The sequence below is a fragment of the Kitasatospora sp. McL0602 genome, assembly GCF_052076145.1.
Classification (GTDB): Bacteria; Actinomycetota; Actinomycetes; order Streptomycetales; family Streptomycetaceae; genus Kitasatospora.
In genome coordinates, this window is sequence record NZ_CP197246.1 from 5,544,084 (window position 1) to 5,559,472 (window position 15,389).

At 71.4% G+C, this 15,389-nt stretch carries 8 protein-coding genes; 5 read left to right on the forward strand and 3 right to left on the reverse strand.

Annotation, left to right across the window (positions count from 1 at the left end; all coding sequences use genetic code 11):
* Nucleotides 1–26 precede the first annotated feature (26 nt).
* Complete coding sequence (locus tag ACR68M_RS25235) at nt 27–317, forward strand: hypothetical protein (protein ID WP_441246398.1); 291 nt, start codon at nt 27–29, stop codon at nt 315–317.
* A gap of 72 nt (nt 318–389) precedes the next feature.
* On the opposite strand, the gene ACR68M_RS25240 is transcribed toward ACR68M_RS25235, so the two are convergent.
* The gene (locus tag ACR68M_RS25240) at nt 390–1,481 is read right to left on the reverse strand and encodes an IS630 family transposase (RefSeq protein WP_441246399.1); all 1,092 of its coding nucleotides are present in this window, start codon (nt 1,479–1,481) and stop codon (nt 390–392) included.
* Nucleotides 1,482–1,535: 54 nt separating this feature from the next.
* Here ACR68M_RS25240 and ACR68M_RS25245 point away from each other — a divergent pair, with 54 nt between their 5' ends.
* On the forward strand, nt 1,536–2,297 hold the full coding sequence (locus ACR68M_RS25245; RefSeq protein WP_441246400.1) for a hypothetical protein: 762 nt from the start codon (nt 1,536–1,538) through the stop codon (nt 2,295–2,297).
* Nucleotides 2,298–2,417: 120 nt separating this feature from the next.
* Nucleotides 2,418–3,635, forward strand: a complete 1,218-nt coding sequence (locus tag ACR68M_RS25250; protein WP_441246401.1) for a hypothetical protein — start codon at nt 2,418–2,420, stop codon at nt 3,633–3,635.
* Here the strand turns inward: ACR68M_RS25250 and ACR68M_RS25255 are convergent.
* Nucleotides 3,602–4,792, reverse strand: a complete 1,191-nt coding sequence (locus tag ACR68M_RS25255) for an acyltransferase family protein (RefSeq protein WP_441246402.1) — start codon at nt 4,790–4,792, stop codon at nt 3,602–3,604. The genes ACR68M_RS25250 and ACR68M_RS25255 overlap by 34 nt on opposite strands.
* 143 nt (nt 4,793–4,935) lie before the next feature.
* Between ACR68M_RS25255 and ACR68M_RS25260 the strand changes: the two genes are divergently transcribed.
* Nucleotides 4,936–7,956: a bifunctional [glutamine synthetase] adenylyltransferase/[glutamine synthetase]-adenylyl-L-tyrosine phosphorylase gene (locus ACR68M_RS25260; RefSeq protein ID WP_441246403.1), complete on the forward strand. Its 3,021-nt coding sequence runs from the start codon at nt 4,936–4,938 to the stop codon at nt 7,954–7,956.
* A 61-nt stretch (nt 7,957–8,017) separates the two neighbouring features.
* Here the strand turns inward: ACR68M_RS25260 and ACR68M_RS25265 are convergent, their stop codons facing one another.
* Nucleotides 8,018–8,980, reverse strand: coding sequence for a phosphatase PAP2 family protein (locus ACR68M_RS25265; RefSeq protein WP_441246404.1), 963 nt, complete (start codon nt 8,978–8,980; stop codon nt 8,018–8,020).
* 391 nt (nt 8,981–9,371) lie between these two features.
* On the opposite strand from ACR68M_RS25265, the gene pulA reads away from it, so the two are divergent.
* Nucleotides 9,372–14,843, forward strand: coding sequence for a pullulanase-type alpha-1,6-glucosidase (gene pulA, locus ACR68M_RS25270; RefSeq protein ID WP_441246405.1), 5,472 nt, complete (start codon nt 9,372–9,374; stop codon nt 14,841–14,843).
* The last annotated feature ends 546 nt before the right edge of the window (nt 14,844–15,389 follow it).

Genomic DNA, 15,389 nt, shown 5'->3' on the forward strand with positions numbered 1-15,389 from the left:
CGCCCCGTCAGGAGAGGTAGGGACTCGTGGAAGGCCGGGCCGTGGTACTCAGTTCCGCCAGACAGGTCATAGACCTGGATCACCTGAACCACCACGATTCATGGGTGCTGTTCGGCGTTGCCGGAGTGGTATCCCTTGCCCTGATCCTCTATGTGGTCAACTTCCGCGGCGTGGCCTACAAGATCCAGGTGAACGAGATGGGGCCGGAGCACCGCGCCTACCGCGCGGCGGTTGCTTTCACCCGAGTCGGGTTCGCGTTCTTCGCAGTCATCGGCATCGGCTGCACCGTCCAGGGCCTGCTCGGCATTCTTCGGTAGGCCCGGAGCTTTTTGCGTACCGTCGTTCGGGGCTGCTGGGCTAGTGTCCCGAGTCTCAGAAGAGCTGCATATCTAAGGGTTGGGGTTCGGCAGGCGGTTCAGATAGCCGGCGAGCCGTTCGAAGATCTCGTCGGCGGACTTGGTCCAGGTGAACGGCCTGGGATCCTCGTTCCAGTGGGCGATCCAGTCGCGGATGTCCTTCTCCAGCGCCTGGACGTTCTTGTGGACCCCGCGCCGTATCTGCTTGTCCGTCAGCAGGCCGAACCAGCGCTCGACTTGGTTGAGCCAGGACGAGCTGGTCGGAGTGAAGTGCATGTGGAAGCGCGGGTGCGCGAGTAGCCACTTTTGGATGGCGGGGGTCTTGTGGGTGGCGTAGTTGTCACAGATCAGGTGGACGTCGAGCTCGGCGGGGACCTCCTTGTCGAGCTTGGCGAGGAACTTCTTGAACTCGACAGCGCGGTGGCGGCGGTGAAGGGAGCCGATGACCTTACCAGTGGCGGCATTGAGCGCCGCGAACAAGGTGGTTACGCCCCCTCGAAGGTAGTCGTGGGTGCGGCGCTCGGGCATCCCGGGCATCAGCGGCAGCACCGGTGCCGAGCGATCCAGTGCCTGGATCTGCGATTTCTCGTCGACGCAGAGCACGATGGCGCGCTCGGGCGGATCGAGGTAGAGGCCCACCACGTCGCGGACCTTCTCGATGAACTGCGGGTCCTTACTCAGCTTGAAGGTGTCGACATGGTGCGGCTTGAGGCCGAAGGTGCGCCAGATCCGTGAGACCGTCGACTGGCTCAGCCCGCTCTGCTTCGACATCTCGCGGGTGGACCAGTGTGTGGCGCCCTTCGGCGTGGTCTCCAGAGTCCGCACGATCACGTTCTCGACCTGCTCGTCCGTCACTGTGCGGGCAGGGCCCGGCCGCTTCTCGTCGGCCAGGCCCTCCAATCGCTGGGCCGCGAACCGCTTGCGCCAGGTGGCCACGGTGGTCGGATGGATCCCGAGGTTCGCGCCCGTCTGGGTGTTCGACAGCCCGTCAGCACACGCGAGGACGATTCGGCAGCGTAGCGCCAGCGCCTGCGCGGACGTCGCCCGCCGCGACCAGCGCAGCAACGTCTCACGCTCGTCATCCGTCAGAACCACTTCGACCGTCGGTCGACCCATCCGCGCCATGAACCCAGCATACTTCTACAGCTTTTCTAAGACTCAGGACACTAGGGTCGCCCGGTGATTGATGAGGGTGGGCGGCCCGGTGGGGCCTGGTGGGGGACTGTGCGGACGGCGTTCGGGGTGGGGTGGCGGCTGCTGGTGGTGCAGGTGGTGTTCTCGGCGGTCGGGGTCGGCGGGCAGTGGGTGGGGTGGGCGTTGCAGCGGGCCGGGATGGGGTTGGCCGGGTATGTGGTGATGCTGCTCTCGGGGGGTCTTGCTGCGGCGTGGGGGTGGTCCGCGAAGCTGCGGATCCTGGACGGTGGGCACGGGGTGGCGGCGGCATTGCGGCCGGATCTGCGGCGGGTCGGGCGGTTGGCGGTCTGGCTGGTGGTGCTGGGCCTGGTCGGGCTGCTGGAGGTGTTGAGGTACCTCGACGTCAGGCTGTACGTCGATCTGGTGGTCTCGTCCGCGATTCTGCCGATCCAGTTGGGCGCGCTGTACCTGGCGTTCGGTGCCGCGCTGCTGCCGATGGCCGTCCTGCTGGAGGGCCGGGGCTTCGGCCGGGCGTGGGGGCTGTCGCACGGTGACTGGCGGACGGCGCTGCGGGTGCTGCCGGTGGTGCTGGTCCACTCGTTCCTGTCGGCGATGCTGGAGCAGGTGCAGCTCGTCGAGCTGGCGAGCCACACGCCGCCGTCGGAGCTTCTTCCGGCGTACGTGCTGTCGTGCGTTCTCGCGGCGTTGCTGGCCCTGGTCACCACGGTGCTGCTCTATGCGGCCTATCGGTCGGCCCCTCGGCGGGTGCGGCGGGCGGCTCCGGTGCCCCGGCTGCAGGAGATCTGACTTCCGGTCAGCGGGCAGGGCCGTTCGTGTATGGAGAGCATCCCTCTTGGCGGTACGTGACATGACGGTCACACAGGGTTGTGGTCCGATGGGTGTATCCCTTCGAACCGAGAGGTACACATGCTCTCCACCACAAGTCGCACCGCCGAGCCCCGGCGGTTCGCGCGTCGGCTCGGCGTCGCCGGTGCGGCGCTGGTCGCCGTCGCCGCGCAGCTGCTGGCCAGCCCCGTCGCGGATGCCCGGGGCCCCGGCCCGGGTGCCCAGCACGGCTCGCAGCGGGCCACCACGCTGTCCGACAACCCGCTGCCGTTCACCACTCGGTTCGAGAGCGACATGCACGGCTCGATCACCAGGATCAGCAACAGCCTGATGACCTGTGACGAGTCGAAGCCACAGCTCGACCCCGCACAGCCCCCGTGCGTGGACGCGCGGACGGGCGCCGGCTCCCGGCCGATCAACAACAACTACTACATGAAGTACGTCAACATCGACCCGGGCAGCATCGGCCCGTTCGGTGACGCGATCTACTCGGCCAGCTCCGCCGACCTGGGGCTGGTGGACGGCTCCGAGGTCAAGTACGCGCGGCTGTACTGGGGCGGCACCCGGGGCATCGGCGACACGGTGCTGCCGGAGAGCCAGATCAACGAGGTCTACCTCAAGCTGCCGGGTGACGCGCAGTACACCAACATCGCCAACGACCAGCCCTCGATCGGCTACATCACCACCACCGAGGAGAGCAGCTACCAGGCCTCTGCGGACATCACCGACATGGTGAAGGGGCACGGCAACGGCACCTACACCGTCGCCAACATGGACTCGGTGGTGAAGCCGCACAGCTGGGGCGGTTGGACGATCGTGGTCGCGTACGAGAACCCCTGCAAGCCGTACCGGCACATCCACCTCTGGGACGGCTTCCAGGTCGAGCTGCCCGACAGCCCGGTCCGTCAGCTGCAGCTGACGGGGCTCAAGACCCCCTCGACCCCCGGTGACGTGCACGGCAAGCTCGGCTTCGTGGTCTACGACGGCGACCTGAAGTGGACCGGCGACACGCTCGCGATCAAGAGCACCAACGGGCCGATGACGACCTTCAGCGACCCGAACCACTCGCCGGACGACGCCTTCAACTCCACCATCGAGGAGCTGACCCCGTCGGACCAGTTCGCGCGGAACCCGTACAACCGGAACAACTTCGGCTACGACTCCAACCGCTGGGACGTCTCGAACTACCTGCGGCCGGGTGACACCGACATCACGGTGACCTTCGCCACCGACAAGGACGGCTACGACCTGGGCGTCTTCTACGCCTACGTCAACCTGGACTCCTCGACCGAGCTCTGATCCGCCGTCCGCTGCCGCCCCACCCGCGCCGGGTGGGGCGGCAGCGCCGTTCCCGGGCCGCGCAGCCACCGCTCGCAGGGCCGCTCCACCCAGCGGTGCAGCCCGGCGGCCCCGGCCAGCGTGCCGGCTGCCACCAGCAGCCAGACGCCCGCCGTGGGCAGGCCCGCCGCCGGGTGGCCGAAGGCGTACAGCCAGCAGCGCAGCCCGATCTCGTGCACCAGGTACCAGGCGAACGACCACTCGCCCGGCCGCACCAGGCCCAGCGGGCGGCCGCCCCGCAGGTCGTGCTGCGCGGCGGCGGCGACCAGCCAGGCGAACAGCGGGGCGGAGAGCAGCTGCGAGGCCGAGTACGGCCCGTACCAGGCGGTGTCCGGCACCGCGAGGTGCCAGGGCACCAGGGCGAGGTGCCAGCCGAGTACGGCGAGCGCCGCCGCGCCGAGCGGCAGCCGGGGCAGCAGGCCGCGCCGGACGGCGAAACCGGCGGCCAGGCCGAGCACGAACTGCGGGGTGCGGGTCAGCGGCAGGTAGTCGAGCAGCCAGCTGCGCAGCGCCGGATCGGCCACCAGCGCTCCGGCGAGCCAGAGCAGCGGCCCGAGCCCGAGGCAGGCCAGCGCGGCCCACCGGACCAGAACGGCCGACCGGACCAGAACGGCCGACCGGACCAGCGCGGCCGACCGGACCAGCGCGGCCCGCCGGCCCGGGGCGGCCCGGCGCAGCAGCGGCGGGAGCAGGAGCGGGAACAGCAGGTAGAACCACGCCTCGTCGCCCAGCGACCACCCCGCCGGGTTGCCGCCCATCGTCAGCTCCCGCACCCACGGGTGGACGAGCGGCAGCGACCAGAGCGCGGCCCGCCACGGCAGCACCGCCCCGGCGGCGGCGTACACGGCGAGCGAGAGCCCCGTGGTGAGGGCGTGCAGCGGCCAGATCCGGGCCAGCCGTCGGCGGTAGAACGTCCACGCGCGGGTAGGGGAGTCGGCGTACGTCCAGGCCAGCACGAAGCCGGAGAGGACGAAGAAGAACGTCACCCCGCTGCGCCCGTACCAGACCACCGGGCTGACCAGCGGCAGTGGCCCGGCCTGCCGGGAGAGGTGGTAGAGCACCACCAGCAGGGCGGCCCAGAACCGCAGCCCGGTGAGGGAGGGCAGACGAGCGGGCACGGGAGCTCCTTCCTACGGACAGACGGACCTACGGACTGCTGCGGGACCGGCGTAGTGCTAACGGCGGAGTGGGCGGAAGGTGACCGGCGCGGTCGGCACGTACGCTGCTGAGGGAACATCTGTTTGCGGTGGCCGGAGGGGCGATGGCAGTGGACGGACGGAGCGGCAGCAGGCAGAGCAGCTTGGGGAGTCGGCTCGTCCGGCGCGGGTTCACCGACCCCGAGGCCGCCGTCCTGCTGCTGGACGGCCCGGGGCTGCACGGGCTCGCCAACGACCCGGTGCTGCTGGACGCGCTCGGTGCCACCGCCGACCCGGATCTGGCGCTGCTCGGGCTGGCCCGGCTGCTGGAGGCGCTCGGCGAGGCGGAGCGGAACACCCTGCGGGACACCCTCACCGGCTCCAAGCCGCTGCGCGACCGGCTGCTCGGCGTGCTCGGCGCCTCCGCCGCCCTCGGCGACCACCTCGCCCGGCACCCCGCCGACTGGCATGCCCTGGTCACCTTCGAGCTGCGCGACATCCACCCCGGCGCGGAGGACTTCGTCCGCCAGCTCTCCGCCGGCGTCCGGCAGGCCGCCCCCGCCGACCGGGCGGACGCGTTGCGCGTCGCCTACCGCCGCTGCCTGCTGGCCATCGCCGCCCGCGACCTCAGCGGCACCACCGACCTGCCCAAGGCCGCCGCCGAGCTGGCCGACCTCGCGGGCGCGACCCTGCAGACCGCCCTCGACATCGCCGCCGACGAGGACCCGGAGGCGGCCGTGGCCTGTCGGCTGGCGGTGATCGGGATGGGCAAGTGCGGCGGCCGGGAGCTCAACTACGTCTCGGACGTGGACGTCATCTTCGTCGCCGAGGCGCGGGAGGACGTCGACGAGCACCAGGCGCTGCAGGCCGCCACCCGGCTCGCCGCCCGGATGATGCGGCTCTGCTCGGACACCACCGGTGAGGGCACCATCTGGCCGGTCGACGCCAACCTGCGCCCCGAGGGCCGCAACGGCCCGCTGGTGCGGACCCTGGCCAGCCACCTCGCCTACTACCAGCGCTGGGCGAAGACCTGGGAGTTCCAGGCGCTGCTGAAGGCCCGCCCGGTCGCCGGGGACGCCGAGCTCGGCGCCGCCTACGGCGCGGCCGTGGCGCCGCTGGTCTGGCAGGCCGCCGAGCGGGAGAACTTCGTCGCGGACGTGCAGCAGATGCGCCGCCGGGTGGTGGACTCCATCCCCGCCACCGAGCTGGACCGCCAGCTCAAGCTGGGGCCGGGCGGGCTGCGGGACGTCGAGTTCTCCGTCCAGCTGCTCCAGCTCGTGCACGGCCGCACCGACGAGAGCCTGCGCAGCGGCAACACCCTGGAGGCGCTCGAGGCGCTCAGCTCCGCCGGGTACGTCGGCCGGGCCGACGCCGCCTCGCTGGACGCCGCATACCGCTTCCTGCGGTCCCTGGAGCACCGCATCCAGCTGCACCGGCTGCGCCGCACCCACCTGATGCCGCGCGAGGACGCCGACCTGCGCCGGCTCTCCCGCTCGCTCGCCGCAGAGATCAACGACGACACCCGGGCCGACCCCGTCGCCGCGCTCCACCGGGAGTGGAAGCGGCACGCCGTCGAGGTGCGGCGGCTGCACGAGAAGCTCTTCTACCGCCCGCTGCTGGACGCCGTCGCCGAGCTGCCGATGCCCGCTGCCCGGCTCAGCCCGCAGGCCGCCCGCGCCCGACTGGAGGCACTGGGCTACGCCGACCCCGCCAACGCCCTGCGGCACCTGACGGCGCTCGCCTCCGGGGTCAGTCGCAAGGCCGCCATCCAGCGGACGCTGCTGCCGGTGCTGCTCGGCTGGTTCGCCGACTCGGCCGACCCGGACGCCGGGCTGCTCGGCTTCCGCCAGGTCTCCGACGCGCTCGGCCGCACCCCCTGGTACCTGCGCCTGCTGCGGGACGAGAGCGCCGCCGCCGAGCAGCTGGCCCGGGTGCTCTCCGCCGGGCGGCTCGCCCCCGACCTGCTGCTGCGCGCCCCCGAGGCCGTCGCCATGCTCGGCGACCCGGCCGGTCTGCGACCGCGCGGGCGGGCCGCCCTGGAGCAGGAGATCCGGGCCGCCGTCGGCCGTGCCGCGACCGCCGAGGCCGGGGTCGCGGCCGCGCGCGGCGTCCGCCGCCGGGAGCTCTTCCGGACCTCCGCCGCCGATGTGCTCGGGCGGCTCGACGACGACCCCGGGACGGCCGTGGACGTCGCCGCAGAGGCCCTGACCAGCCTGAACGCGGCCACCCTGCAAGGCGCACTGGCCGCCTGCACGGCCGCCTGGGAGCGCGAGAACGGCGAGTTCCCGACCCGGCTGTCGATCATCGCGATGGGCCGCTTCGGTGGTCACGAGCTCGGCTACGGCTCCGACGCCGACGTGCTCTTCGTCCACGAGCCGCTCCTCGGCGTCCTCGACCAGGACGCGGCCCGCGCGGCCCAGGCCGTCTGCCACCAGCTGCGGACGCTGCTCTCGGCGCCCTCGCCCGAGCCGCCGCTGCTGGTCGACGCCGACCTGCGGCCGGAGGGGCGGCAGGGCCCGCTGGTGCGGACCCTCGCCTCGTACCAGGCCTACTACCGGCGGTGGTCGCACGTCTGGGAGAGCCAGGCGCTGCTGCGGGCCGAGCCGGTGGCGGGCGACGCCGAGCTGGGCGAGCGCTTCCGGGCGCTGATCGACCCGCTGCGGTACCCCGGCACGGGCGTGCCGGAGAAGGACCTGATGGAGATCCGGCGGATCAAGGCGCGGATAGAGTCCGAGCGGCTGCCGCGCGGCGCCGACCCCACCACCCACACGAAGATCGGGCGCGGCGGGCTGGCCGACGTCGAGTGGACGGTCCAGCTCTTCCAGCTGCGGCACGGGCACGAGCTGCCGCAGCTGCGGACCACCCGGACGCGGGCCGCGCTCGCGGCGGCGGCCGAGGCCGGGCTGGTCGACGCGGAGGACGCGGAGGTGCTGGACACGGCCTGGGAGCTGGCCTCCCGGGTCCGCAGCGCCGTCATGCTCGTCCGGGGCCGCGCCGGCGACAGCTTCCCCGCCGACACCCGCGAGCTGGCCGGCGTCGCCCGCTACCTCGGCTACGGCTCCGGCCACTCGGGCGAGCTGGTCGACGACTACCGCCGCACGACGCGGCGCGCCCGGGTGGTCGTCGAGCGCCTCTTCTACGGCTGAAGGACCAACCCCGCGCCCCCGTCGGCGAAGCCGATGATCGCTGGTGGGCTCCCGCAGGGAGTTAGCGGCGGCCCGCCTCGACCGGGGTCGTCCACTGGACGGGGACGGTGACCGGGGGTTCGTCCGGGGTCTCGCCCGGGTGGCGGGGGAGCTGGTAAGCCCAGACGTGGTAGATGACGCGGGCGGCCGCGAAGCCGACGGCCAGGCAGAGGACGCCGCCGACCGCGTCCATCCAGAAGTGGTTGGCGGTCGAGATGATCACGACCAGGGTCGCCGCGGGGTAGGCCAGGCCGAGGGCCCGGACCCAGCTGCGGCGGGCCAGGAAGAAGATCGTCAGGCCGCACCAGAGCGACCACCCGATGTGCATCGAGGGCATCGCGGCGTACTGGTTGGAGACCTGGGCCCCCGCGCCGGAGGCCAGTGAGCCCCAGGTGTGGTGGACCAGCACGGTGTCGACGAAGTCGCCGCCCCACATCTTGCGGGGTGGTGCCAGCGGGAAGAAGTAGAAGCCGACCAGCGCGATACCGGTGGTGACGAAGAGCACGGCCCGCGCGGCCGCGTACCGGCCGGGGTGGGCGCGGTAGAGCCAGACGAGCACGGCGATCGTCACGATGAAGTGCAGCGTGGCGTAGTAGTAGTTCATACCCACGATCAGCCAGCCGACCGAGTTCACGCCGTGGTTGACGGCCTGCTCCACACCGACGCCGACGGTCTGCTCGAAGTGCCAGATCCAGGAGGCGTGCTTCTGGGCGATGGCCTCCTGCTCGGGTACGGCGTTGCGCACCAGTGAGTAGAGCCAGTAGCTGAGACCGATCAGGGCGAGCTCGAACCAGAGCCGGGGCCGGGCCGGGGTCCGGCGCTGCTCGCGTACGCGGCTGCGCAGTGCGGCGGCGGGCGTCTGGGCTGCGCGGGTGGCTCCGTCGGGCAGGCGGACCGGTCGGTCCTCGGCCGGGACGGAACCAGCTCCGCGAGCCGCGTCGGCGCGGTCGGCGCTCGCTCTACGGATCTCGGTCGGTTCCCCCATGGACGAGAAGTCTGCCAGACGGCCCGTGGCCGCCTGCTCATCCTGCGGTAGTGGATTCTTCACCAGCTGTCCCCCCAAAGAGCTAGGGGTGTCGAGTGGTGGGTACCGAGTTGAGGCATGGAGTCCATTGTTGCTCGCCTACGGACCAATGGTCGAGGCGGGCCCCCTGCTGCCTTTAGTGCTGGGGCTCCTCCCTTAAGGGTGGGGCGCCCGCCGCGCTGTCAGGTCACGGCGGGCAGCCCGGCCCGACAACGACTCTGGCGCCTGCACAACGGTTCGGTCAAGACTCCGCTTGCAACAATTTCAGCATCTTGCTGAAACATTTTTCACGCACTAGCGTCCAGCCACTCACCCGACGACGAGCCGTCTCAAGGACGAGAGGGAGCCCGCAGTGGCCGAAGTGCCGCCCAGCCGCACACGGAGCACCACCCCCCATCGCAGACCACGCCGCGCAGCCGCCCCCCTGGCCGCCGCCCTGCTCGCGGCCACCCTCGGCGCGGCCCCCTCGGCCACCGCCGCCCCGCCCGCGCCGCCGACCGACGCCGCCCTCGCCTCCTCGGCGGTCCGGCACGACCTCACCCGGGAGCAGTTCTACTTCGTCCTCCCGGACCGCTTCGCCAACGGCGACCAGGGCAACGACGCCGGCGGCATCACCGGGAGCCGGATGGACAACGGCCTCGACCCCACCGACAAGGGCTTCTACCACGGTGGCGACCTCAAGGGCCTGATCGACCGGCTCGACTACATCCAGGGCCTCGGCACCACGGCGATCTGGCTGGCGCCGATCTTCAAGAACAAGCCCGTCCAGGGCACCGGCGACGCCGCCTCGGCCGGGTACCACGGGTACTGGATCACCGACTTCACCCAGGTCGACCCGCACTTCGGCACCAACGACCAGCTCAAGCAGCTGATCGCCCAGGCGCACGCCAAGGGCATCAAGGTCTTCTTCGACGTCATCACCAACCACACCGCCGACGTCCTCGACTACTCCGAGAAGAAGTACGACTACCGCTCGACCGGCGCCTACCCGACGCTGGACGCCGACGGCCGGCCGGTGGACGAGACGGCCCTCGCCGACGCCCGCGCCAAGTGGCCGAGGACCACCGCCGACTCCTTCCCGTACACGCCGGTGCTGCGCACCCCGGCGGATGCCACCGCCAAGACCCCGGCCTGGCTGAACGACCCCGCGCTCTACCACAACCGGGGCGACTCGACCTTTGCGGGCGAGTCGGCCACCGAGGGCGACTTCTCCGGTCTGGACGACCTCGACACCCAGAACCCGGCGGTGGTCAAGGGCTTCGAGAAGGTCTACCAGGACTGGGTCGCGCAGACCGGGGTGGACGGCTTCCGGATCGACACCGTCAAGCACGTCGACATGGCCTTCTGGCAGCAGTGGGCGCCCTCGCTCAAGCAGTTCGCCGCCAAGCAGGGCAACCGGAACTTCTTCATGTTCGGCGAGGTCTACTCCGGCGACCCGGCCGTCACCTCGCCGTACGTCACCAAGGGCAGGCTCCAGGCGACGCTGGACTTCCCCTTCCAGCAGGCCGCCCGCAGCTACGCCTCGCAGGGCGGCTCCGCCAGGCAGCTCGCCGAGCTGTACGGGCAGGACTACCGCTACGCGAGCGCCGAGACGTCCGCGTACGAGCTGCCGACCTTCCTCGGCAACCACGACATGGGCCGGATCGGCAGCTTCCTCCAGGCCGACAACCCCGGTGCGAGCCAGGCAGATCTGCTCAAGAAGGACCAACTCGCCAACGAATTGCAGTTCCTGACGCGCGGTCAGCCCGTGGTCTACTACGGCGACGAGCAGGGCTTCACCGGTGCGGGCGGCGACAAGGACGCCCGGCAGGACATGTTCGCCTCGAAGACCGCCTCCTACAACGCGGACAACGTCATCGGCGGCGCCCCCGGCTCCGCCGACCGTTACGGCCAGGGTGGCGCGCTCTACCAGGGCATCGCCGGGCTCGCTCAACTGCGCAAGGATCACCCGGCGTTGGCCGACGGCGCGCAGATCGAGCGGTACGCGGCCGACGGCCCGGGGGTGTACGCGTTCTCCCGGGTCGACGCCAAGGAGCAGGTCGAGTACGTCGTCGCGGTCAACAACTCGACCGAGGCGAAGACCGTCACCCTCGACACCTTCTCGGCGGGGATGGCCTTCAAGCAGCTCTACCCGCAGGCCGGTCCGTCGGCCACCAGCGGCGCGGACCGGAAGCTCACCGTCACCGTGCCGCCGCTCTCCGCCGTGGTGCAGCAGGCCGCCGGGCGGATCGCGAAGACCGCCGCCGCCCCAGGGATCACCCTGCGCGCACCGGCCGACGGCTCCACCGGGCTGGTCACCGTCGGCGCGGACGTGCCCGGCGGGGGTTTCGACCGGGTCTCGTTCGCCGCGCAGGTCGGTGACGGCCCCTGGCAGAAGCTCGGCAGTGCCGACAGCGGGGTCTACCAAGTGACCCAGGACGTCGGCGCGGTGGCCCCCGGCACGGTCGTCCGCTACAAGGCCGTGGTGCAGGACTCCAGCGGCCGACTGCGCTCGACCACCGGCAGCTTCACCACCGGCACCCCGGCGCCGAAGCCGGTGCCGAGCGCGACCAGCCGCCCGTACGCCGTCGTGCACTACCAACGCAAGGACGGCAACTACGACGGCTGGAACCTCTACGCCTGGGGCGACCTCGCCGACGGCGAAGGGACCAACTGGCCGGCCGGGCACGGGTTCACCGGCCGGGACGCGTACGGGGCCTTCGCCTACGTCAAGTTGAAGGGCGGCGCCTCGGACCTCGGCATCGTCGTTGAGAACAACGGCACCAAGGACGTAGACGCCGACCGGCACATCGACGTCGGCTCCACCGGGGAGGTCTGGCTCAAGGAGGGCGACCCGGCCGTCCGGACCGCCGACCCCGACCCGGCCGTGCCCGTGCCGGACGGGAAGGCCGTCATCCACTACCACCGGGCGGACGGCGCCTACGACGGCTGGGGCCTGCACGACTGGACGGGCGCCGCCTCGCCGACCGACTGGGGCGCGCCGCTGCAACCGGCCCGCAAGGACGCCTTCGGGGACGTTTTCGAGGTGCCGCTGGCGGCCGGCGCGACCAGCCTCAGCTACATCCTGCACAACGGCAACGACAAGGACCTGCCGAACGACCAGTCGCTGAACTTCGCCGCCAGTGGCCGCGAGGTCTGGATACTCGGCGGCCAGGAGACGTACCTGCTGCCGCAGGCGGCCGGGGCCTCCGCGCAGCTCGACCTCAGCACCGCCAAGGCGCAGTGGATCGACGCGCAGACCGTCGTCGTCCCGTCCGGCTACGGCGCGGCCGACGCGGCGCTGGCGGGCGGCACCAGCGCGCAGCTGGTCTACGACCCCGCCGGTGGCCTGACGTTCGACAAGGGCGTGCTGAACGGCCCCGGCCGCTGGCTGCGGTTGAACCCGGGCGCGCTGACGGACGCGCAGAAGGCCAAGTACCCGAATCTGGCCAACTACCGTGCGTTCAGCGTCGATCCGCGCGACGCGCAGCGGGTGCCGCAGGTCCTGCGCAGCCAGGTGCTCTTCACCGAGCACCTGCCGAACGGCGCGGCGCTCGCCGCGACGGGTGTCCAACTGCCCGGCGTGCTGGACGACCTGTACGCGGCCAAGGCCGCCAAGGCGCAGCTCGGCCCGGTCCACCGGAACGGGCGGGTGACGCTCTCGCTCTGGGCGCCGACGGCCTCCGCGGTCTCCGTGCAGCTCTTCGACACGCCGACCGGCGGCACCCCGAGGACGGTGCCGCTGAAGCGCGACGACGCCAGCGGGGTCTGGTCGCTCACCGCCGCCGACCTGGACGGGAAGTACTACGTCTTCCAGGTCGGGGTCTGGGCGCCGAGCGTGCAGAAGGCGGTGACGAACCTGGTCACCGACCCGTACTCCGTCGCGCTCTCGGCCGACTCGCGGCGCAGCAAGGTCGTCGACCTGGCCGGTGCCGGGCTGAAGCCGCCGGGCTGGGACACCCACGCCACCCCGCCCGCCGTGCCGGCCGTGAAGCAGCAGATCCAGGAGCTGCACGTCCGGGACTTCTCGGCGGCGGACACCACCGTGCCGGCCGCCGAGCGCGGCAGCTACCTGGCCTTCACCGAGCAGGACTCGGCCGGGATGCAGCACCTGCGGGATCTGGCCAAGGCCGGGGTGACGACCGTGCACCTGCTGCCGACCTTCGACATCGCCTCCGTGCCGCCGCGCGACCAGCAGCAGCTGCCGCCGTGCGATCTGGCCGCCCTCCCGGCGGACAGCCCGAAGCAGCAGGAGTGCGTCGCGGCGGTGAAGGCGCAGGACGCGTACAACTGGGGTTACGACCCGCTGCACTACACCGTGCCGGACGGCGCGTACGCCACCGACCCGGAGGCCCGGACGGTGCAGTACCGGCAGATGGTGGAGGCGATGCACGCGGCGGGCCTGCGGGTGGTGCTGGACGTGGTCTACAACCACACCGCCGCCGCCGGGCAGGACGACAGGTCGGTGCTGGACAAGGTGGTGCCCGGCTACTACCAACGCCTCGGTGACGACGGCAAGGTGACCACCGACAGCTGCTGCGCGGACACCGCGCCCGAGCACGCCATGATGAACAAGCTGGTGGTCGACTCCGTCGTCACCTGGGCCCGGCAGTACAAGGTGGACGGCTTCCGCTTCGACCTGATGGGGCTCGACCCGAAGTCGACCATGCTGGACGTGCAGTCGGCGCTGGCCGACGTCACGAAGGCGGAGGGGCGGAGCTTCCTCCTCTACGGCGAGGGCTGGAACTTCGGCGTCGTCGCGAACAACTCCCGCTTCGTGCAGGCGACTCAGGCCAACATGGCGGGCACCGGCATCGCCACCTTCAACGACCGGCTGCGGGACGCGGCCCGCGGGGGCAACTTCATGCTCTCCTCCGCGCCCCAGCAGGGCTTCGCCTCGGGGCTGTTCACCGACCCCAACGGCTCGGCCGACAACGGCACGGCGGCCGAGCAGAAGGCCCGGCTGCTGCGCCAGATGGACCAGCTGAAGGTCGGCCTGACGGGCGACCTGGCCGGGTACGGCTTCACCGACAGCGCCGGAAAGGCCGTGACGGGGGCCGGGGTCGACTACAACGGCTCGCCGACGGGCTACGCGGCGCAGCCGGGCGAGGCCGTGGAGTACGTGGACGCGCACGACAACACCGACCTCTTCGACGCGCTCGCCTACAAGCTCCCGGAGAGCACCTCGCCCGCCGACCGGGCCCGGATGCAGGCGCTCGGCCTCTCGCTCACCGCGCTGGCCCAGGGGCCGGGCTTCGTGCAGGCCGGGAGCGACCTGCTGCGCTCGAAGTCGCTGGACGCCAACTCCTACGACTCCGGTGACTGGTTCAACGCGGTGCACTGGGACTGCGCCCAGGGCAACGGCTGGGGCCGGGGGCTGCCGGCGGCGGCGGACAACGGCTCGATGTGGCCGACGGCCGGGCGGCTGCTGGCCGACCCGAGGCTGGCGGTCGGTTGTGGCGAGATCCTGTCGGCGTCCGCGCAGTACCAGCAGTACCTGCGGATCAGGCAGTCCTCGCCGCTCTTCGCGCTGGGCAGCGCGGCCGAGGTGCAGCAGCGGCTGTCCTTCCCGCTGTCGGGCACGGCGGGGGAGACGCCCGGCGTGATCACCATGCACCTGGACGGGAAGGGGCTGCCGGGGGCGGAGAAGGGGATCACCGTGGTCTTCAACGCGACCCCCTCGACGCAGTCGCAGGCCGTCCCGGGCTTGGCCGGAACTGGTCAGAGTCTGCACCCGATCCAGTTGGCGGGAATCGACCAGATCGTGAAGCAGTCCTCGTTCGACGCGCTGACCGGCAGCTTTACGGTGCCCGGTCGCACTGTGGCGGTCTTCGTCCAGAACTGACGCAGGTCCTTCACAGACCCTGGAGCCCCGCTTCCCAGCGGGGCTCCAGGCAGTTATGGCTGAAAACCATCGGTTCCGGCCATCCCGAGGTGACATGCGCAGGGCGGTCGGCGCTGTCTTCGGGCGCAGACGGATCGTCAGGGGTCTACGCGCGGAACCTGATCATGGCAGCCGACCGGTCGTCCGGTTCGCGGGCTGGTCAGGCAGGTCGGGGCGGTGTCGGGGGTTTCGGCCGTGATGACAATCATTACCGGCTGACACTTGGTCGAGCCTTGGCCTGGCATTCCACAGGCTTTGCCGTGCAGTGAACGGTTATTAGCCAATCAGTGGCATGCATCTGTCATCGGCGGGTCTTTTGCTGCCACGATTCCCCCGGCTGCAGATGAGAGGTCCCCCACCCCCGGTGCAGCTGAACCAGCGCAGGCACAGCGCATCTCTTCTCCGCTCAGCTCCTGTTGCACCGCACCCCTCCGCGCACCGGCGGACGGGGCCCCCGCTGCGCCGCAACCCCGCGGCCAGGTTCTCTCCACCGATCGTGAACCCCGC